The following is a 19473-nucleotide window of genomic DNA, read 5'->3' as shown; positions in this document are numbered from 1 at the left end:
AAAATCTATATCTAACAACTATTTTTATCTTCTAAAGAAATGAAAATACTTCCGAAACTGCCGAGATTCCGTGCGTGGGGTTCCGCCGTCGCCTTGTACAACCATTAAGAGCCGTGGGCCTCACGTCTCGGATATGCGACTGGAGGAGTACTGGGGAGTCGGACCCAAGACGCGCGAGCGCCTCGAAGCCGAGTTGGGCACCGAGCGCGCGGTAGACGCCATCGAGTCCGGCGAGGTCCGGGCGCTCGTCTCGGCGGGGTTGTCCCGCGGGCGCGCGACCCGAATCCTCCGGCGGGCCAACGGCGGCGAAGGCATGTCGGTGCTGGCGACCCGCGACACCCGCGCCGTCTACAAGGAACTGCTCGGCGTGGCCAGCGACTACGCCGTGACCGAGGACGCGGCCGACCGTATCCGGGTGCTGACGCCGCTGATGGAGCGCGAAGCGGCCGACGAGCGCCTCGACGCCGTGATGGACGCGACGGAATCGTGGGACGGACTCGATACCGAAACCCGCGAGCGAGTCCTGTCGGCGTTCGAGGAGTTCGCCGAGGACGAGCGCATCGGCGACGAGGAGGCCGCGGTCCGGACCGTCCTCGCGCTCCGCGAGGCCGGACTGTCCGACGGCGCGTTCTCGCGCGTGGCCGACATCGACCGCGCCGACCTCGAAGCCGCGGCGTCGGCCCTGAGCGACCTCGACGGTGGGAACGTGGCTCGCGGCGTGGACGAGGAACTCGACGACCTTCGCGACTCGCTTTCGAGCGTCGAGGCCCTCTCGGCCGACTCGCTCGACGCGATGGAGGAGATACGCGAGGAGGCCCGCGCCGGTGCGGAGTTCGGCGAGGTCGTCGTGGACTACGTGGCCAGCGAGACCGACGCCGGATTCCAGCGCATCCGCGACGCCACGCCCGACGACGCCGTGGACGCCACCGACTTCGTGACGGCCACGCTTCGGGACCTCACCGCGGACCTCCGCGAGGCCGTCGAGGAGCGCGAACGGTCGGTCGCCCGCCGGTTGCGGGGCCGCATCGCCGAGACTCGAGATGCCATCGACGCCGCGAAAGCGGCCGTCTCGGACCTCGCCTTCCACCTCTCGCTGGCCCGGTTCGCCCACGACTTCGACCTCACTCGGCCCGCGTTCACCGAGGAGGGCTTCGCCGTCCGGAACGCCCGGAACGTCTCCATCGAAGCGAGCGAGGAGTCGGTCCAGCCCATCACCTACGCCGTGGGCGGCCACGACCTGTCGGGCGAGTCGGCGTCCGAAGCCCCCGCTCCGCCGGACGGCGACCGGGTGTCGGTGCTGACCGGCGCGAACTCCGGCGGGAAGACGACCCTGCTCGAAACCATGTGTCAGGTCGCCCTGCTCGCCCAGATGGGGCTTCCGGTACCCGCCGAGCGCGCCGAACTCTCCATCTCCGAGGACATCGTGTTCCACCGCAGGCACGCGAGTTTCAACGCCGGGGTGCTGGAATCGACGCTCCGGAGCATCGTCCCGCCGCTGACCGACGGGGCGAACACCCTGATGCTGGTAGACGAGTTCGAGGCCATCACCGAACCGGGAAGCGCGGCCGACCTGCTCCACGGACTCGTGCGACTCACCGTGGACCGCGGCGCACTCGGCGTGTTCGTCACCCACCTCGCCGACGACCTCAAGCCCCTGCCCGAGAAGGCCCGGAAGGACGGCATCTTCGCCGAGGGTCTGGACGACGACCTCGAACTCGAAGTGGACTACCAACCCCGCTTCGGCACGGTCGGCAAGTCCACGCCCGAGTTCATCGTCTCGCGCCTGCTCGCGGGCGCGGACGACCGCACGGAGCGCGCAGGCTTCGAGACGCTCGCCCGAGCGGTCGGCGAGGAGGCGGTCCAGCGCACCCTGGACGACTGGTCGCCCGAAGCGAGCGCGGACGACTGAACCGTGGTCGACGCGCCCCGGGACCCCACCGACGCTCGCGCGCCTCGCAACTCTCCAGACTCTCGTGCACCTCCCAACCCCACCGACGCCCGCCTCGTCCTCGCCGTTGGCGTCCTGCTCGGCGTCGTCGGCATCGCCGCCACCGTCGCGCGCCACCCGAGCAGGGTCGGCATGGACCTGCAAGTCTACTACTTCGCGGCGGAGGCCGCGCTCGCGGGCGCGGACTTCTACGCGGCCTCGCCGCCCGCGCATCCGACCTACGGCTACGTCTACCCGCCGGTCACGCTTCCGGTCTTCCTCCCGCTGGCGCTGTTCGATAGCTGGCGCGGTGCGTTCGCCGCGTTCACCCTGCTCAACGCGGCCGCGGCGCTCGGCGTGGCGGTCCTGCTCGTGGACTACGTCGAACGGTACCGCGACTCCCTGCCGTGGCTCGACCGGGGGTTAATCGCCGCGTTCACCCTGCTCTCGCTCCACTCGGCGTCCACCCTGCTCTACGGCGAGACCAACTTCTTCCTCTTGCTCGCGCTGGACGCCGGGTTCCGGTGGCTGGACGACGGAAGCGAATCCCGTGCAGGCGTGGCCGTCGCGCTCCCGGCGGTCGTCAAACTCTTCCCGGCCGCGGTGGGGGTCTGGTTCCTTCGCAGGCGCGCGTGGCGCACGGTCGCGGCCGCGACCGCGACCGGCGTCGGCCTGTTCGCGCTCGGCGTGGCCACCTTCGGCGTCGAGAGCCACCTGACCTACCTCCGGGTCGCGGTCGCTCCGCGCCTGTCGAGCGCCGAGTTCGCGGGCGGACTCGCGCCGGGCGCGACCCTCGTCACGCTGCGGCGACCGCTCTCGGTGCTGTTGCCCGGACTCGACCCCTCGCTCTACGGTCCGCTGGCGTTCCTCCTGCTCGCGCCCGTGGTCGGTTACTGCTATCGACGAGTTTCGGGGCCGGTCGAGCGACTGGTCGCCATCTTCGCCACGATGGCCGCGATCGTAATCGGGTTCCCCTCCCTCCTGCTCTACGTCGTCTACCTGCTCTTTCCGATGGTTCCGCTGCTCTACCTGCTGGAGCGCGGCCCGGCCCGGAAACTGTTCGTCGCGGGCGCGTTCGTGGCGAACTTCGGCCTGACGCTCGCCAACGTCCGGGCGCTGGTCGGTGCGACGCCGATTCCCGATGGCGTCCTCGCGGTGCTGACCCCCGCGTTCACGCTGGCGACCCCGCCGCTGTACGGAGTCGTGCTGATGCTCGGCGGCTGCGTCGTCTACGTCAGAAGAACAGTACTACCGCGATCAACCCCATCGTGAGAACGGCCAAGATGGCGGGGAGGAGCGCCAGCATCGCGGACGAGAGTCGGTCCAGTCGCTTCTCGTTGTCCACCGGTTTCAGCACGCTGTATCCGCATTCGACGCACTGCTTGCGGTCGGTGCGGTGTTTTCGCCCGCAGTCCTTGCACTGCCACTGACGTGGACCGAGACCCATGTGACGTTGACCGACCCGATGTACGCATCGGTGTTAGGTTTTGCGACCTGTCGGACCGCGGAGGGCCCCGGGTTCCCCTCGGTGACGCCGTTCCGGACTCACGGCCCCGAGTACGCCCGCTTCATTAAATTTTAAGTTTCTGGACGAACACTTTTGGGTGTGTCCCGTTCACAATCTCCGCCTTCCAACACTTTGCTGAAGCGGTCTTCGCCGCCCGACGGTGCGACTCCGGAGGCGCTCAATGTGCTCCCTCGGCCCGCCGAGACGAATCTACTCGTCGTCACCTACCGCGAAAATCTCGACGCGTGGCTTCGAGACTGGCGACGGAGCGTCGGCGACATGCCGTCGGAGGTCGGTTTCGTCCACGTCGGCGACGCGACGCGCTCGGCCGCCGGCGCGAGGTCGGCCGCGTCGGCGACGACTTCCGTTCCGTCGTCGCCCGCCGACACTTCGCCGGTCGTGAAGGCGGTCTCGGACCCGACCGACCTCGCACGCGTCGGCGTCGGCGCGAGCGAGTACCTCGAAACGTGGGACGGCAACGGCCGCGAGACGGTGGTCTACCTCGACTCGCTGACGGCCATGCTGGAGTCGGTCGCTCTCGACCGGACGTTCGCGTTCCTCCACGTCCTCGCGGGCCGGGTCGAGAGCGTGGACGGCCGGGGGTACTACCTGCTGGACCCCTCGGCCCACGACCACCGGTCGCTGTCGGTCGTCCGCGAACTCGCGGACGCCGTCGTGGACCTCGACGCCTCGCGCGAGGCCTGACCGTTCGACGTGCGCTCGGCGCGACTCGTTTTCGACCGGCGATCGGATCTCACATACGTCTCTATATGTTAGAACAATATATACGTTTCTTTAACAACAACCTTCGTTTCCGAACTCACGAGCGGCCTGGCGAACGTTCGGCCGCGAGACTGACGATGTTTGCTGACTCCAAACTACACGTGAGGGCTTTCCACCCGGTCTTCGCTCCGGTCGTTCCGTCGTTGCGGTCGATTGCTCCGATGCGTAGCGAGCGCGCGAGCGTTCGAGACCTACGTCGCTCCGATTCCGACGACCGTTGCTCTCCTTCTGACCACGACGGACAGCCGGTGAAGGAACACTTATCAGACCGGCGCGTCACCGGACGAACCGATGGACGGACGCGAGCGAGACGCCGCACGCGACCGCGAGCGGGCCGAACGACTCCGCGAGGAGGCCCGCGAGCGGTGGGGCCGGGAGGACGACGACGTGGACGCCGCCGTAGCGGGACTCGCCGCCGCCGACTCCGAGGAACGCGCCGAGGCGGTGTGGACGCTCGCGGAACTCGCGGCCGACGACCCCGACCGCTCGCGCCGACTCCCGGTTGAGTCCGCACTCGCGCCGCTGTTGGACGACGACGACCAGTGGGTCCGCCGGGGTGCCTCGTGGGCCGTGGCGACCGTCGCCGACGAAGACCCGCATCGCGCTCACGCCGCGCTCTCGGAGGTCACCGCGGGTCTGACCGACGACGACCCGCTGGTCAGAGAGAACAGCGTCCTCGCGCTCGCGGACGTGGCCCGAGAGTATCCCAACGCCGCCGAACCCGCGCTGAGCGAACTCGCCCACCTGGTACGTGAGGGTGACGGACTCGTGCGCCGAGTCGCCGCCGAGACGCTCCGCAACCTCGTCGCACGACTCGACGAGGACGGCTTTCCCGAGACCATCGAAGCCACGCCCGACATCGCCGAGATTCTGCGCGGAGGCGCCGGCGTGGTCGCGGTGACCGACGAGTCGGGCGACGGCCGACCCGTCAGGATTCGAGGCGACTCGTCGTCGGACGAGTCGCCGGTGGGCGACGGCGAGACCGACGCCGATACCGACCAGTCGCTCGGCCCGCCGGACCGGATTCCCGCAGTGCCGGACGTCGAGGCCGACCGTCGGGACTTCGACTTCCTCGCGGACCTCGGCGACGGCCCGCTGACGACCGCCGCGAAGGTCCGCGCGCCGTCGTCGAGCGAGGGCGGCCAGCACGTCGTAGTCGTCCTCCGGACGCTCCGGTCCGGCAGTGGAGTGGACCCGGCGCGCGTCGAGACCGCGCTCCGGGCGTGGGCGGGCGCTGACGACCGCGCCCACGTCGCGCCCGTACTCGCGCGCGGGACAAATCCCCGGCCGTGGTTCGCCACCGAGTTCATGGACGGCGGAAGCCTCCGAGACGCCATCGGGTCGGTCGGGTTCGACCGCGCGGTGTGGTACGCCCACTGCCTCGCCACGGCGGTCCGTCACGCCCACGCCCGAGGCGTCGTCCACGGCGCGCTCCGGCCGGGCGCGGTCGGTCTCTCGCGCACGTTCGGCGCGTGGTCGGTCCCGAAGGTCGGCGACTGGTCGTTCGGCGACCTGCTCGCGGAGATGAACACCCCACCGGTTCCGCCCGCCTACGCTGCGCCAGAGCAGTTCGCGCCCGAGGAGTTCGGTCGTCCGGACCACTCGACCGACGTGTACCAACTCGGCGCGCTCTGTTACGCTCTCTTCGCCGGACGACCGCCGTTCGCCGGGGACACTGCCGCAATCGCCCGGAAGGTCCGCCACGAGGACCCCGCACCGCCGAGCGCACACGTCGAGCGCGTGCCCGAGGCGGTAGACCGGTTGGTCGAGCGGGCACTGAGAACCGAGAAGACTGCACGATTCGAGACCGCCGAGGACTTCCTGCGGGAGTTGGAGGTCGTCGCCCAGGACCTATCGCTGTCTTACGAGTTGTAGCTATCGTCCGCCCGCCGGGCCGTCGTCGTGGAAGTAGACCACGCGCTCGCCCTCGCCGCGAGTGCGCTCGTCCTCCGCGTCGTAGCGACTCGCGCACCGCCGGGCGTACTTCGTCAGCGCGGAGAACGGCGGCCCGCCGAACACGTCGGCCCATCGGTCGCCGCGCTCCACGACGACGCGCTGGTCGTAGGCTTTGCCACAGACCGGGCAGGGCGTCTCGTCCGGGTCGTGGGAGTGCACGTCGGACTAGACGGGAGCGAGTGGCTTCAAAGCCCCGGCGTACGTGAAAGTAGTTCGAGGGGGTGTCCGACCGACGCGAGCGGAACGTCTCTCCCCGTTCCGCGGTCGGATAGCGCACCAATTTAAGTACGCTCGGCGAAATCCCGGGAACAGAACATGGCGTTCGCCCCGCTCACCGTCCACGCCTCCGGGGACGCCAGCGCAGCGGCCGTCCACTTCCTCGGGTCGGTTCTCGTCACGATGGCGGCCACGATTTTCGGCTTCTACGCGGTTCAGAACCTCCGACTCAACCGATTGGAGTCCCAGCGACCGTTCTGGCGCTACCTCGCGCTAGTCGGGACGAGCGCCGGACTCTACGGCCTGCTCGGAGTCGCGGGTACGGTCGTCCGGTCCCGTACGCTGACCGCGTTCGGCGACGGGGCCTTGCTCTTCTGCATCGTCTTCCTCGCGTTCTCGATGCGGGAGGTGTACTACGACTCCGCGTTGGCCCCCGAGCCCGACGACCAGCGGTTCTCGCTCGAAATCCTCAGACGAGTCGAAGCTGGGTTCGTCGTCGTCATCCTCGTGGAGTGGGTCGCGGTCCTGCTCATCGACCAGTCGGTCGTCGCCCAGTTCGTCAAGGGTCTCGGGAGCGTGGCGTTCGCGGCCTACGGCGTGGTGTTCGCCGAGAAGTTGGAGTCGATGGCTCGCGGGACGAGTCTCGACACGCTCCGGCGACACCTCCTGCCGGTGCTGGTCTGTCTGGGTGGTCTCGGCTTCGCGGACCTCGGCGTGGCCGTGGGAGTCACCCCCGTCGTCGTGCAGGCCGTCGAGAACGTCTTCGTCGTCCTCGTCGCCGGGTTCCTCATCACTGCGACCATCCGACTTCAGCAGAACGTAGAGGGCCTGTCGGTCGCGTAACTGTGGAAACGACGACTTAGAACAGTCGCTATCGAGTTAGTGAATCAGGGCGGCGAGGACCGCCCCGGTTGTCAGAGGCACAGTTTATCTACGACTCCCTTGCCTGCGACGCCGGGGCGCGGGACCCCTGCAGGCGTTCCTACGGGCGTCCGGTACGTCCATAGGTGTACTGCATGGTATATCACCTCTTTAAATCCCTTCGGGGAAACTACGCGGTCAATTCCGCGTCTTCGGGGATTGCGATGGACTGTGGCGCGTACAACCGTTTGCGCGCGTCGGGAACGTACATCTGTTCTTCTACGAGCCCTTCGCCTTCGAGTTTAGTCAACGCGTCACGTGTCGTTCGTGCAGGGAGGAGCGCCTGTTCACGAATCTGGCTCTGCGTCAGCGGTTCGTCCTCCTGCTCCAGGACTTTGTAGACGAGTTTCGCGCTCGGTGGGAGTTCTAGAAGTCGTTCGAACCGTTGCTCCGGCGTTCCTTCGGGTTCACTGCCCGTGGCAAAAGCGATCACTGGTCTTCGACATAGCCAATCGTAGGTAGTCGTCACACCAACTTAGTTGTTGCGGTAAAAATATCGAAGAAAAATTGTAGACATCTTGACTCGGCGACTATCACGGCTCTGCGCTCACGCGGGGACTGCTACGCCGTCGAGCAGTATCCGCGTGACGTCGGCGCAATCGTTACGGCGTCCGGACGGCGTGAGGGCACGTAACGTTCGATTCCGTGTGGGAAACGCGACTTGAACGGCCGACAGCAGAACACCGTCACGTCTTGCAGAATCATTCCGTTCCCGTAACCACAAGATATAAGTCCATCTTGTCGCATGATTCAGTCAGTAACCAGAGCTTATTCGAGTTGCGCCTGACACGACCATGTCTCCCGACCAATCGACCGTTCTCGTCGTCGACGACGAGCAAGACGTTGCCGACCTTTACGCGATGTGGTTGCAGAACGACTATCGCGTGCGGAGTGCCTACGAAGGCGACGAGGCGCTGGACGTCCTCGACGAGACCGTAGACGTCGTCCTTCTCGACCGTCGGATGCCCGGCCAGTCCGGCGACGAGGTGCTCGAACAGATTCGTGCCCGCGATCTCGACTGCCGCGTCGTCATGGTGACTGCGGTCAAACCCGACTTCGATATCCTGGAGATGGGTTTCGACGATTATCTCGTCAAGCCGGTGTCGAAGGACGATCTTCACGAGATCGTCGAACAGATGCTCACCCGCGTCGATTACGGCGCACAACTCCAGGACTACTACTCGCTCGTCTCGAAGAAGGCGGTCCTCGAAGCCGAGAAGGACCCCGACACGCTCGAAGCGAGCGACGAGTACGCGCAACTGCGTGGCGAAATCGAAGAACTTCGGACCGAGGTAGGCGACACTCGCGACGAACTGGACGACCACGACGACTTCGTGGGTGCGTTTCGGGACCTCTGAGCCCGAGATTCTCGACGCTTCTCCTTCACCGATATCCTCAGCTCTTTTCGGGAGAGCGGTGAAGTTGGTCGAGGCCGTTCTCTACTCGAACGAGGAAGCCGAGTCGATAAACCAAGATGCAATTCATGTATTCGACCCAGTGGTCGCCTCAGACGTTCGCTTCACTGCTTCCTTCGGTATAAGAATTCTATCGGAGTCTCCGACCCTGTTCCGTCCGCTTCCAGATGCGCCATCGGCTGATAGTGAACGTTTTTACAGAGTGGGTCTCCGCGGTGGTCGCCACTCGTGCGGGGACCGGTCGTCGAATAGTTCTTCGACGACCTCGATTCCGATTCCGTTACCGTTCCAGATACCGCTTCCATTTCCGTTTTCGTTTACGTTTACGATATCGTTCCCGAACCAGTCGATTCTGACCGCCTCGGTCACTCGGTCGTATCCTCGGCCACCGGCGTAGTCGCGTCGTCCGTGAGGTCCCGAATCGACCTCTTCGACCGGTACTTTAGTGCCGAACGCGTGGGTGCGGGGCTTCGGGAGCGCTCCGTCTACCTCGTCGTCCGTCACCTTCGTCGGTAGTGGGCCGTCCGATTCACTCGGCTACGGAACTCCATCTCCGCTCGTCGGGAAATCTCCCTGTTTGCGTTTTCGTTTCCGCAAACGCAAACGCTCGCCTGAAATCGAATACTCGCGGCTATCCGGTTGCGTCGAAAGAATATACCTCGTGTACCCCTACCCGAGGTGTATTTTGGGTCACACGCTCCCCATATATGCTTTGTGTTCCCGGCTAGACCGGTTACTCGTCCGCGGTCGGCGCGGGGCCCTCGAACACGAGTTTCGTCCCAGGCCCGACGCCGGTCCGGTTGGCGAATCCGCGCGGAAGTTCGACCACGTACTTCGCCTCGCCGTCGCTCGGATACGTCTTCAGATCGTCCGACGACGCGTTCGGTTGCGGGTTGGCGTGCTGGACGTTCAGCACGGTGCGGTCGGGACCGACGAATATCATGTCCAGCGGAACCTTCGTGTTCTTCATCCAGAACGATACCTGCTGGGGGTTCGGATAGACGAAGATCATCCCGCTATTGTTGGCGAGCGATTCGCGGTACATCAACCCCGTACGGCGCTCTTCTGGCTCGTCGGCGACTCTGAGCTCTACCGTGACGTTCTCCCCGTCCTCGACCACGAACGTCGCGTTGACGACTCGCTCTACGTCCGTAGTCGTCGGCGGGGCTTCGGTCTCTTGGGCCGCATCGCCCGCAGTCGTCGTTTCGTCCCCTCCCTGCCCGATTCCACCCACTCCACCGATACAGCCCCCGAGCAGGACCATCACTCCGACGAGAAGTACGGCGTACGCTCTCATGCTACCGCTACTACTTCGCGGTCGGACAAAAAGGTTAGAGCGCGACGAGGACGAATCCCACGAGTAGCGAGAGCGTGACGACCAACTGCACGACGGCCGAACCGAGGACGCCGACCGCGGCGAAGGCCCCGGCCCGTGCGCCACGTCCTGCGCTCTGGGTCCGGTAGAACTCGGCCGCGAACACCGCGGCCGCGACGCCGAGGACGAGTCCGACCGGCCCGGCGACGAACAGGAGCGGAATGCTGACCACGGTCGCCAGCACCACCGTCTTCGTCGATGCGCCGCCCGCACCTGCGGCGAGTGCCCCGCCGAACTGGTCGGTGACGATTGCGGCGAGGCCGACGAGCGTGAACGCGACCAACGCCAACGTCCCGGGGGTCGCGTACCCGGTGGACCACCAGTAGAGATAAATTCCGAGCAGTGACAGACCCGCCCCGGGAACCAGGGGCACCACGCTCCCGACGACGCCCGCGAGCAATATCGCCACCGCGACGAGGAACATCGGCTCCATGGCGATATCTTCGACTCGTAGTCCGTTAGCGGTTCTGGCTCGACAGCGTCGACGTTCCTATGTCCGATGTCGGATACGTTAGCGAAAACGCATACGTAAACGATACCGTAAATGTTGTTTCCGCCACACGTGTCTGACGAAGGATTAAGTACGACGTTTGCGTTTGCGCAAACGCAAATCATGTCTCGGTCCATCCGGGCCTGTACCTTCCTCGACAAGGGTGGTACGGGCAAAACGACCACGGCGGCACACCTCGGGGTGGCGCTCGCCGAACAGGGAAAGGACGTGTTGCTCATCGACCTCGCGGGTAAACAGGGCGACCTCGTGAAGCACTTCGGTCGGTGGGAGACCGTCGAGAGCCAGATCGAATCGGACGACGACTGGCCGAACATCTCCACGGTCTTTCAGGACCAGTGGAGTGCCATCGCCGAGAAGTTGGGCGATGCGGCGGTCGACGGACTCATCCTCGAAACCGACGAAGGGGTGGACCTGATTCCGGCCCACCCTGGTCTCGACAGCCTCGACGCCGAACTGGGAAACATCGACGACGCGCAGGACCGCTACTCCCGACTCGATTCGTTCCTCGACGAGTACATCGAGCCGCTGGGTTACGACGCCATCCTCATCGACCTTCCGGGTCTGACGAACAACGTCAGTTACAACGGTCTCTGGGCCGCCCGGAACGTCATCGCGCCGGTCGAGATGGGGCCGTTCGAGTCCGAACAGGCGGAGGCCCTTCGCGCGGACCTCGACAAGATCGGCGCTAACTTCGACGTGGACGTGGAACTCGCCATGGTCCTCCCGAACAAGGTCGACACCCGGACGAAACTCGCCGAGGAGTACCTCGACGCCTTCGAGGAGGCGTACCCCGAGGCGTTCGTGTCGTCTCACGTTCCCGTCAGTCAGGACATCCGGAACGCCGCCGAGTCGGGCCGGACCGCGTTCGCACTCGAAGAACCGTCGACGACGGCCCTTCGCGCACGCGAAGCATTCCTAGAGAACGCCGAGACACTCGCCGAGCGACTGGAGCGGACCGAACCCGCGGCCACCGCAGGGGGTGAGTCGGCGTGAGCGACCCCGACCTCGAAGAACTCCGCCAGCAGACCCAGCGAACCGACCGCCTCGCCGAACCAGCCGCTGGCGACGAGGAGACCGACGACCTGGTGGAGGACCTGGTGGACGCACTCGAAGCCATCGACTCGGGCGAGCAGGCCAAGACGTTCGCGGCCCGCGACGAGTCGGTGACTGCTCTCTTGACCACCCTGGCCGACCGCGAGGAGGACCTCGAAGCCGTCGGTACGTCGCTTCAGGAGGCACTGGGCCGCGACATCGACCGAGACGCGCTCGACCGGAGCGAAATCGTCCGGCTCGCGGTCCGTCTCGGACTCCGAGAGGCCGCGCCGGAGTACCTCGACTTGCTCGCAGAGGCTTCGGGAGAATACGCCCGCCGCAACGTCTGAAAACCCGAATTGTTGGCGCTTTATACATCGTTTCCTATTCCGTTTCCGATAGCGTTTGCGCTCACATTTACGAACTACGTTACGTTTTCGTTTCCGTTTTCGAAAACGAACACGTCTCCGGTATCGCTTCCGTGTTCGCCACGAATCACCATCTGTTTCGGTCCGTCTTCCCCCGTTCCCCATCGGTCGTCGCGGTTTTTCGCTCTGGAATGTGAACGTATTCGAATCCGCAATCGCATTCGAAAACGGCGACGTAAACGCACCCGAAAACGCATCTAAAAACGTATCGAATCGGGGCTAGACCGGACGTTCCGTCTTCGGACTGTCTGCAATTCGGGGTACATCGACGCGGGCGCATACATAAACGCTAACGTAAACGTTTTCGTTTTCGAAATCGAACGTCGCCGAGAATAATATCTATTCTGACAGCCGACGCAGAGATTGATAAGCGATGGCGACGTACCGTGGTTCGTGAGCGACGACGCGCCGACGTTCGACATCCCGTGCCGACCCGAACGCGTCTATCCGCGCGGCGGCGGCGTGGAGTACGAGGGCGGCACCGTCTTCCGGCTTTCGCCCGACCCAGAGGTACCCGAGCGAGAGTTAGCCACGCTCGTCGAGAGCGTCTTGGACGGCGACCGGTACACCTACGGCGACTGGTTCGAACTTCCCGCCCCGGTGTACCTAGTCCACGACGAACGTCACTCGACCGCGTTCCGGGTCGTGATTCGCTCCGGGAGCGTGGAGTTCCACGTCCTGCCGGAGACGTCCGCTGAGGCCCTGCGCGGGATGTACTCTCGACTCTCCGAGGCCGGCGAGTGCGGGTGGCGCGTCGATTGCGAGACGACTCGGCCGGAGTGACGGTTTCCCCGGTTGGTCACCGCCGTAGTGACTCTTCGATCATTACCGTCGCACCGTCCCACGAGCGCGGTAGCTTTTTATCGCGTCCGGGACACCCCAAACGTAATGTCCCTCCCCACGACCGACGACGCCCAGTTACGAACGAGCCACACCGAAGAGGAGATGTGGGACCTCGCCGAGGGCGGCAACCCGGCCGAGGCCCGGCGGAGCTACCCGAGCGGGTGGCTCTGGCTGACTGGCGAGGAGTCGATTCGGACGCTCCTCGACGCGTTGCTCGACGCCGATTCCGACGCTCGCTACGGGGTGGACGACCTCGCGTCGCGCTCGGACTGCTCCGAAACTGCCGTCGAGGAGGCCATCGAGGCGCTCATCTCGCTCGGCGTGGTCGTCGCCGACGAAGGCGCGTATCGGATCAACGACTACGCGATAGTCTACCACGCGGCGGGAGAACTCTCGGCCGCGGTCGAGGCGACCGACGCGCCCGACGACGAGACGGGATTGGAGTGCCTCGCGCGACTCGAATCGGTACGGCTGATGCTCGACGCGCTGTTGGAGGCCGACCCGGGCGAGTCGCTCACTCAAGAGGACGTACATCTGTTGACCGGCGTCTCGCGCAAGCGAGTCTGGATTCACGTCGAGAAGTTAGTAGAACTCGGAGTGGTCGAAGAGTCGGGCGACGAGTACGTCGTCAACCCCTCCAGCGCCGTGTTGCGGTGGGTGCAGTCGCTCGACGCGGCGGTCGTCGGCGCGACGCTCGCTCCCTCTCACCCCTGAGTTAGGAGTCTCGTTTCACGGGTCCGAATCGCGCTCCTCGAATCCGATTACGCGGTCGCTTCCTGCGGTAGGTCCACGTACTGGGACTCCCACTCGCGCCGGGCCTCGATTTCGCGGGTGCCGCGGCGAGTCAGGGTGTAGTAGTTGGTTCGGCGGTCGCGCTGGCCCTTCTCCACGAAGCCCTTGTCCACCAAGGTATCGAGGTTCGGGTAGAGTCGGCCGTGGTGAATCTCTTTTTCGTAGTACGATTCGAGTTCGTCTTTGATGGCGAGGCCGTGCGGCTCGTCCAACCCCGCGATGACGTATAGCAAGTCTCTCTGGAAGCCTGTCAGGTCGTACATCGTCTCCCCTTTTAGACTGAAATCTTCGTATCGGGAAAAGGATGTTGGCCGTTTCGAAGTCACGGAACTGTCACGGCCGAAGGATGGGAAAATCGACCGACGTTATCGGTTCGAGTCCGTTAAGCATTCCATACTCACCGATTCGACCCACATGTCGGCCACCGCAGAGCCGTCGGTCCGACTCGCTCGCGGGATGCCAACGAGTCGCAATTCGTCACCGTCCGACACTGTTCCAGTCAGGTCATGTTCGAGCAGGACCGGCACCTTCTCGGAGCTAGACGGGTCCCGCACCTGCACTTCTTGGGCGTCCACGTATTCGCTCGCCTCCGGTTCGAAGGAGAGGTACCCCACGGAGTTACACCGCGGGCACTTGGCGTTCCCCCGGAACTCTCGACCGCGTTGGGGGACGTGGCGCGTGACGGCCTCGCACTTCGCGCACCGGAACGCCGCGCGAACGACTTTCGGCTGGAGTGGCCCCGCGTCGGCGACGACGCCGCGAGTCGTGTGGAGACAGTTGAGGTGGGTCGCCCGCAGGTCGGCCAGCGCGACCTCGCTCTCGGCGGGGAGGTCGCTGATTCGCAGGTAGACGTCCTGTAGCTCGCGGTCGGTCTCGGTCGAGAGGAAGCGCGAGAGCGCGGCCTTCCCCGCCCGCAGCGCCTCGTCGGGGTTGGCCAGCAGTGGCCGGACGAATCGGTAGTCGTGGCCGAACCGGTCGCAACTGACCGACAGCGAGCGGTCGTCGGGGTAGTTCTCTACGAACTGGCGGACCGACTCGCCGCGGTCGCGGTACACGTACTCGTACCACTTCTCGGCCAGATCACCGTTTCGGACTGCCATGGGCGACCGTTCCGTCGCGGCGGCCTTTGTTACACGCCTCCTGCCGGTCGCCCGGTCGGTTTAGCGTGGTCCTGTGGTCTCTCTACCGTCGGGCGTTTTGTGTTCGTTTCCGTTTCCGTTTACGAAATTGTTTCCGAATACGTTTGCGGAAATGGTTGCGTTCGCAGTCGAACACCCCGCCACTGCACCCTCAATTTATGAACTTTCGCGTGTCATTACCTGGCATGTCTTCTCCCCCCACGGACGGTTCCGACTTCGAGAGCTACCGGGAGTCGGTCGGTATCGACGCTCCCGACGACCCGGTTCACGCCACCCTCGCGGCCGACCTCCGGCGGGCGTGCGAGGGCGAAGTCCGGTTCGACGAGTACACCCAGATCTGCTACGCCACCGACGGGAGCATCTATCAGGCCCGTCCGGCGGGCGTCGTCTTCCCGACCGACGCGGCCGACGTGCAGGCCGCGATGGAAGTCGCGGCCGACCACGACGCGCCGGTCCTGCCACGCGGGGCGGGGTCGTCGCTGGCCGGCCAGGCCGTCGGTCCCGGTTGCGTTGTCCTCGACTTCACCCGGCACATGGACGCGATCTTAGACGTAGACCCGGATGCCGAACGCGCGACGGTCCAACCCGGCGTCGTGCAGGACGACCTCGACGCCCACCTCTCTCGATGGGGGCTGAAGTTCGCGCCCGACCCCGCGTCCTCGAATCGCGCGACGTTGGGTGGCGGTATCGGCAACAACTCGACCGGCGCGCACTCGGTCCGGTACGGTATCACCGACGCTTACGTCGAGGCGGTCGAAGCGGTCCTCGCGGACGGCAGCCGGATTCGCGCCCGCGAAGTCGAACTCGATAGCCCGGAGTGGGACCGAATCGTCTCGAAGGACGACCGTGAAGCCGACGTTTATCGGACGGTTCGGTCCCTCGTCGCGGACAACGAGGAGGAAATCGCCGAGAAGTATCCGAAACTCAAGCGGTCGGTGTCGGGCTACAACCTCCACAAGTGCGTTTACGTTAACGAAAACGGAAATGAATGCGTAAACCTCGCCGCCCTGTTCGTCGGTGCGGAGGGGACGCTGGGCGTGGTCACGGAGGCGACTCTCTCGCTGGTCTCGAAACCCGACGAGACCGCGGTGGCGCTCTACTGCTTCTCGGACCTGGTGTCGGCGATGGAGGCCGTCCCCGTCGCGCTCGACTACGACCCGAGCGCGGTCGAACTCATGGACGACCAGGTGTTTCGACTCGCCCAGGAGTCCACCGAGTACGCCCGCTACGCCGACCCGATTCCGGAGGACGCCGCGGCCGCGCTGATGTTGGAGTTCGACTCGGAGGTCCACGACGACCTGGAGGGCGCGATCGCGGAGACCAACGCCGAGTTCGTCCACGCGGGCGCGGCCTTCGACGTGCTGGAGGCCTACGACGACGAAGAGCAGGCGCGACTCTGGAAACTCCGGAAGGCCGCCATCCCGCTGTTGATGAGCATGGAGGGCGACCCCAAACCCTACCCCTTCATCGAGGACGCCTCGGTGCCGCCCGAGGAGTTGGCCGAGTACGTCCGGGGGTTCGAGGGCGTGCTGGACGCCCACGACACCTCGGCGGCCTACTTCGCTCACGCCGGAAGCGGCACCCTCCACGTCCGGCCTGTCCTGAACCTCAAACAGACCGAAGGCGTCGAGAAGATGCAGTCCATCGCCGAGGACGTGACCTCGCTGGTGCTGGACCACCACGGGGCGTTCTCGGGCGAACACGGCGACGGTCTCGCCCGGACGCAGTTCAACCCGAAGATGTACGGCCCGGAACTCTGGGACGCCTTCAAACGACTCAAGACCGCCTTCGACCCCGCGTGGCGGCTGAATCCCGGCAAGGTCGTGTTCCGCGACTCGCCCGAAGACGTCGGTCCGACCGGCCCCGACGCCGACTCCGACCGCGGCGTCGGCGCGGACATGCGCGATAATCTGCGGTACGGTCCGGCCTACTCGTCGCTCGAACCCGCGATCGAGCAGGACTTCTCCGAGGAGGGCGGGTTCTCGCACCTCGTGGAACTCTGCAACGGGTGCGGTACCTGCCGCCAGACCGACTCCGAGGTGATGTGTCCCTCTTACCGCGGGATGAACGAGGAGATGGCGACTACCCGCGGCCGCGCCAACGTGCTCCGGGCCGCCATCTCCGGGGAGCTACCGCCCGACGAAATCTACACCGAACGATTCCAGAAGGAGGTGCTGGACCTCTGTCTGGGCTGTAAGGGATGCAAGAGCGACTGCCCGACCGGCGTGGACCTCGCCAAACTCAAAGCCGAGGTCAAACACCGGTATCACGAGGAGGAGGGCGCTGGCCTGCGCGAACGACTCTTCGCCGAAGTGGACCGACTCGCGGCAGTCGGGTCGGCGCTCGCGCCCGTCTCGAACTGGCTGGCCGACCTCCCCGGAACCGGCCTACTCGCCGAGAAGACGCTGGGAGTCGCCCGCGAGCGCGACCTGCCGGAGTTCGCAGACCAGTCGTTCGCGACGTGGTTCGAGGCCCGCGGCGGTCCCCGCGTTCCGGAGTCGGAGGCCGTCGACAGGGTACTGCTCGTCCCGGACACCTACACCAACTACGTCTACCCCTCGACGGGCCGGGCCGCGGTGCAGGTCCTCGAAGCCGCGGGAGTCCACGTCGGAGTACCCGACGCCGACCCGAGCGGCCGCCCGGCTTACTCCGAGGGGTTCCTGGATACCGCCCGCGAGCGCGCCGAGTCGAACGTCGCCCGGTTCGCGCCGCGGGTCCGAGAGGGCTGGTCGGTGGTCTACCCCGAACCCTCCGACGCCGCGATGGTGCAGGACGAGTACCGCGACCTCCTGCCCGATTCGACCGGGACCGACGCGCTCGCCGAGAACGCCTACGGGGTCTGCGAGTACCTCGACCTGACTCGGCGCGACGACGCCGTCGACTTCGACGCGCCCGACCGGCGACTCGCGTACCACGGCCACTGCAACCAGAAGGCGCTGGGTACTGCCGACCACGCCGCCGCAGTTCTCGACCGCGCGGGCTACGAGGTGGCCGCGCTCGATTCGGGATGCTGTGGCATGGCCGGAAGCTTCGGCTACCACGAGGAACACTACGACCTCTCGCAGGCCATCGCAGACGTCCTGCGCGACCAGATCTCGGAAGCCGACGCCGACGAGGTGGTCGCGCCCGGCGCGTCCTGCCGGTCGCAACTCGACGCCCGGCGTCCGGCCCATCCGTTGGAAAAACTGGCGGCGGCGCTTCCCGAACCATCGAACCGGTGATATTCCCGACCTCCGGCGTTGAACTGTCAGCCCAAATGTTCAAAAACAGCCCCACCCCGCTGGGCAATTAATTAACATTATTAACCATTACGTTATACGGGGTAGTGGGTATGTCAAGAAATGGCACAGAGGTACGACGGCGTCGGTTCCTACGACTCGCCGGTGGGGCGAGCGCGGTCGGTCTCGCAGGCCTCGGAAGCGCACGACAGGAAGACGTCTTACTGGGACACCTCGCGCCTTTCAGCGGCGGGTTGGGCTGGATCGGCCCGAACGCCCGGAACGGCATCGCGGTCGCGCTCTCGGAGATCAACGAGGCGGGCCTGCTCGACGGTCGGCAGGTCAGCCTCAACCGACAGGACAGCGAGACGAACCCGCAGGCCGCACTCTCGGGGTTCCAGACCCTCGACAGTCAGGGCGTCGTCGCCATCATCGGGCCGTCCAGCACGGTGATGCCGAATCTCGTCCAACCGGCACAGAACGCCCAACTCCCGTTGATTTCCACGATGGCGGGTACGCTCCAGTTGGACGACGTGGGCGGCGAGTACATCTGGCGGACCGTTCCGAGCGACAGCATCGGCGGCCGGGCGCAGGGGGCCTACGCCACCGAGCAAGGGTGGCAGCGCATGGCGCTGACGTTCAAGAACGACAAGGGCTCTCAGAGCTTCTCGGCCGCGGTCGGCGAGTTCTTCCAGTCACAGGGCGGGGAGGTCGTCGGCGAGACTCCGCTCGCGCCCAACGCCGACTCCTATCGGAGCGAGATCAACAGCATTCAGGACTCCGACCCCGACGTGATCTCGATGACCGCGGCGACCGAGGTCACCAGCCTCTTCATCCAGAACTTCCGGGAACTGGGCGTCGAGATCCCGCTCCTGTTGAGTAACGACGTGATAACCCCGGACTTCATCGACCAGATGGGCGCAGAGACGATGGAGGGAATGCTCGGACAGGCCCCGGCCCCGGGCCCGGCGTTCGACCAGTTCGCTTCGAAGTACGAGGAGGCCCACGGCGAGCGACCCGGAACCTTCAGCGACTCGTCGTACGACGCGATGAACCTCATCGCACTCGCCATCCAGAAGGCGGGCGAGGCCTCCCGGCAGGCGGTCGCCCAGAACCTCCGGAGCGTGGGCGGACCGCCCGGCCAGAAGGTGACTACGTTCCCCGAGGGCAAGCAGGCGCTGGAAAACGGCAACGAGATAGACTATCAGGGTGCGGCCAACCCGCAGAACTTCGACGAGAACGGTAACGTCGTCGGGCCGTTCTCGGTCGTCCGCGTCGAGAACGGCGAGTGGACCGAGATTCAGACGTTCTCGGCGTCCGAACTGACGCAAGGTGGTGGAACGACCACCACGTCGTCGTAGGCGGCCTCTCACGTCGCTGTCTTTCGTTCCCATGTCGTTACAACGACTC

At 65.5% G+C, this 19473-nt stretch carries 20 protein-coding genes; 12 read left to right on the top strand and 8 right to left on the bottom strand.

Features of this window, described 5'->3' with window-relative positions:
- Nucleotides 1–133: 133 nt before the first annotated feature.
- On the top strand, nt 134–1909 hold the full coding sequence (locus E2484_RS16265) for a MutS-related protein (protein WP_137286232.1): 1776 nt from the start codon (nt 134–136) through the stop codon (nt 1907–1909).
- Between the two features lie 3 nt (nt 1910–1912).
- On the top strand, nt 1913–3199 hold the full coding sequence (locus E2484_RS16260; protein WP_137286231.1) for a glycosyltransferase family 87 protein: 1287 nt from the start codon (nt 1913–1915) through the stop codon (nt 3197–3199).
- Here E2484_RS16260 and E2484_RS16255 read toward each other — a convergent pair.
- A complete protein-coding gene (locus tag E2484_RS16255) occupies nt 3162–3374 on the bottom strand; it encodes a hypothetical protein (RefSeq protein WP_137286230.1) in 213 nt (70 codons plus the stop codon). The two genes, E2484_RS16260 and E2484_RS16255, sit on opposite strands and share 38 nt — an antisense overlap.
- A gap of 159 nt (nt 3375–3533) precedes the next feature.
- Here E2484_RS16255 and E2484_RS16250 point away from each other — a divergent pair, with 159 nt between their 5' ends.
- Nucleotides 3534–4139, top strand: coding sequence for a DUF7504 family protein (locus E2484_RS16250; protein WP_449272305.1), 606 nt, complete (start codon nt 3534–3536; stop codon nt 4137–4139).
- A gap of 369 nt (nt 4140–4508) precedes the next feature.
- On the top strand, nt 4509–6092 hold the full coding sequence (locus tag E2484_RS16245; RefSeq protein WP_137286228.1) for a protein kinase domain-containing protein: 1584 nt from the start codon (nt 4509–4511) through the stop codon (nt 6090–6092).
- Here the strand turns inward: E2484_RS16245 and E2484_RS16240 are convergent, their stop codons facing one another.
- Nucleotides 6093–6332, bottom strand: coding sequence for a hypothetical protein (locus E2484_RS16240; protein ID WP_137286227.1), 240 nt, complete (start codon nt 6330–6332; stop codon nt 6093–6095).
- A gap of 156 nt (nt 6333–6488) precedes the next feature.
- Between E2484_RS16240 and E2484_RS16235 the strand changes: the two genes are divergently transcribed.
- The gene (locus E2484_RS16235; RefSeq protein ID WP_137286226.1) at nt 6489–7232 is read left to right on the top strand and encodes a hypothetical protein; all 744 of its coding nucleotides are present in this window, start codon (nt 6489–6491) and stop codon (nt 7230–7232) included.
- Nucleotides 7233–7440: 208 nt separating this feature from the next.
- On the opposite strand, the gene E2484_RS16230 is transcribed toward E2484_RS16235, so the two are convergent.
- Nucleotides 7441–7743 (bottom strand): hypothetical protein, encoded by a 303-nt coding sequence (locus tag E2484_RS16230; protein ID WP_137286225.1) that lies wholly within the window; start codon nt 7741–7743, stop codon nt 7441–7443.
- 361 nt (nt 7744–8104) lie between these two features.
- Here E2484_RS16230 and E2484_RS16225 point away from each other — a divergent pair, with 361 nt between their 5' ends.
- The gene (locus tag E2484_RS16225) at nt 8105–8668 is read left to right on the top strand and encodes a HalX domain-containing protein (protein WP_137286224.1); all 564 of its coding nucleotides are present in this window, start codon (nt 8105–8107) and stop codon (nt 8666–8668) included.
- A gap of 252 nt (nt 8669–8920) precedes the next feature.
- Here E2484_RS16225 and E2484_RS25090 read toward each other — a convergent pair whose 3' ends face one another.
- From E2484_RS25090 to E2484_RS16215, 3 genes are all read right to left on the bottom strand, one after another.
- Entirely contained in the window at nt 8921–9094 is a 174-nt protein-coding gene (locus tag E2484_RS25090; protein ID WP_170977384.1) for a hypothetical protein, read from the bottom strand.
- Between the two features lie 364 nt (nt 9095–9458).
- Complete coding sequence (locus E2484_RS16220; RefSeq protein WP_137286223.1) at nt 9459–10022, bottom strand: DUF192 domain-containing protein; 564 nt, start codon at nt 10020–10022, stop codon at nt 9459–9461.
- A 34-nt stretch (nt 10023–10056) separates the two neighbouring features.
- The gene (locus E2484_RS16215; RefSeq protein ID WP_137286222.1) at nt 10057–10533 is read right to left on the bottom strand and encodes a DUF456 family protein; all 477 of its coding nucleotides are present in this window, start codon (nt 10531–10533) and stop codon (nt 10057–10059) included.
- A gap of 180 nt (nt 10534–10713) precedes the next feature.
- Between E2484_RS16215 and E2484_RS16210 the strand changes: the two genes are divergently transcribed.
- The 4 genes from E2484_RS16210 to E2484_RS16195 all read left to right on the top strand — a co-directional run bounded on the left by E2484_RS16210 (nt 10714) and on the right by E2484_RS16195 (nt 13628).
- Nucleotides 10714–11604 (top strand): ParA family protein, encoded by an 891-nt coding sequence (locus E2484_RS16210; protein ID WP_137286221.1) that lies wholly within the window; start codon nt 10714–10716, stop codon nt 11602–11604.
- On the top strand, nt 11601–11993 hold the full coding sequence (locus E2484_RS16205; RefSeq protein ID WP_137286220.1) for a hypothetical protein: 393 nt from the start codon (nt 11601–11603) through the stop codon (nt 11991–11993). The genes E2484_RS16210 and E2484_RS16205 overlap by 4 nt, the downstream gene beginning before the upstream one ends.
- A 471-nt stretch (nt 11994–12464) precedes the next feature.
- Nucleotides 12465–12854, top strand: a complete 390-nt coding sequence (locus E2484_RS16200) for a hypothetical protein (protein WP_137286219.1) — start codon at nt 12465–12467, stop codon at nt 12852–12854.
- Between the two features lie 105 nt (nt 12855–12959).
- On the top strand, nt 12960–13628 hold the full coding sequence (locus tag E2484_RS16195) for a hypothetical protein (RefSeq protein WP_137286218.1): 669 nt from the start codon (nt 12960–12962) through the stop codon (nt 13626–13628).
- Nucleotides 13629–13675: 47 nt separating this feature from the next.
- On the opposite strand, the gene E2484_RS16190 is transcribed toward E2484_RS16195, so the two are convergent.
- The gene (locus E2484_RS16190; protein ID WP_137286217.1) at nt 13676–13969 is read right to left on the bottom strand and encodes a PadR family transcriptional regulator; all 294 of its coding nucleotides are present in this window, start codon (nt 13967–13969) and stop codon (nt 13676–13678) included.
- A gap of 102 nt (nt 13970–14071) precedes the next feature.
- A complete protein-coding gene (locus E2484_RS16185; protein WP_137286216.1) occupies nt 14072–14806 on the bottom strand; it encodes a minichromosome maintenance protein MCM in 735 nt (244 codons plus the stop codon).
- Nucleotides 14807–15030: 224 nt separating this feature from the next.
- Here E2484_RS16185 and E2484_RS16180 point away from each other — a divergent pair, with 224 nt between their 5' ends.
- Nucleotides 15031–18066 carry an FAD-binding and (Fe-S)-binding domain-containing protein gene (locus E2484_RS16180; RefSeq protein WP_137286215.1) on the top strand — a complete coding sequence of 1012 codons (3036 nt, stop codon included), beginning with the start codon at nt 15031–15033 and terminating at the stop codon, nt 18064–18066.
- 110 nt (nt 18067–18176) lie between these two features.
- Nucleotides 18177–19424, top strand: coding sequence for an ABC transporter substrate-binding protein (locus E2484_RS16175; protein ID WP_137286214.1), 1248 nt, complete (start codon nt 18177–18179; stop codon nt 19422–19424).
- Nucleotides 19425–19473 lie beyond the last annotated feature (49 nt).

The sequence above is a fragment of the Halorussus salinisoli genome, from assembly GCA_005239435.1.
Lineage (GTDB): Archaea > Halobacteriota > Halobacteria > Halobacteriales > Haladaptataceae > Halorussus > Halorussus salinisoli.
Note: the sequence above shows the minus strand (reverse complement) of the source record. Positions and strands in the feature narration are given on the sequence as shown.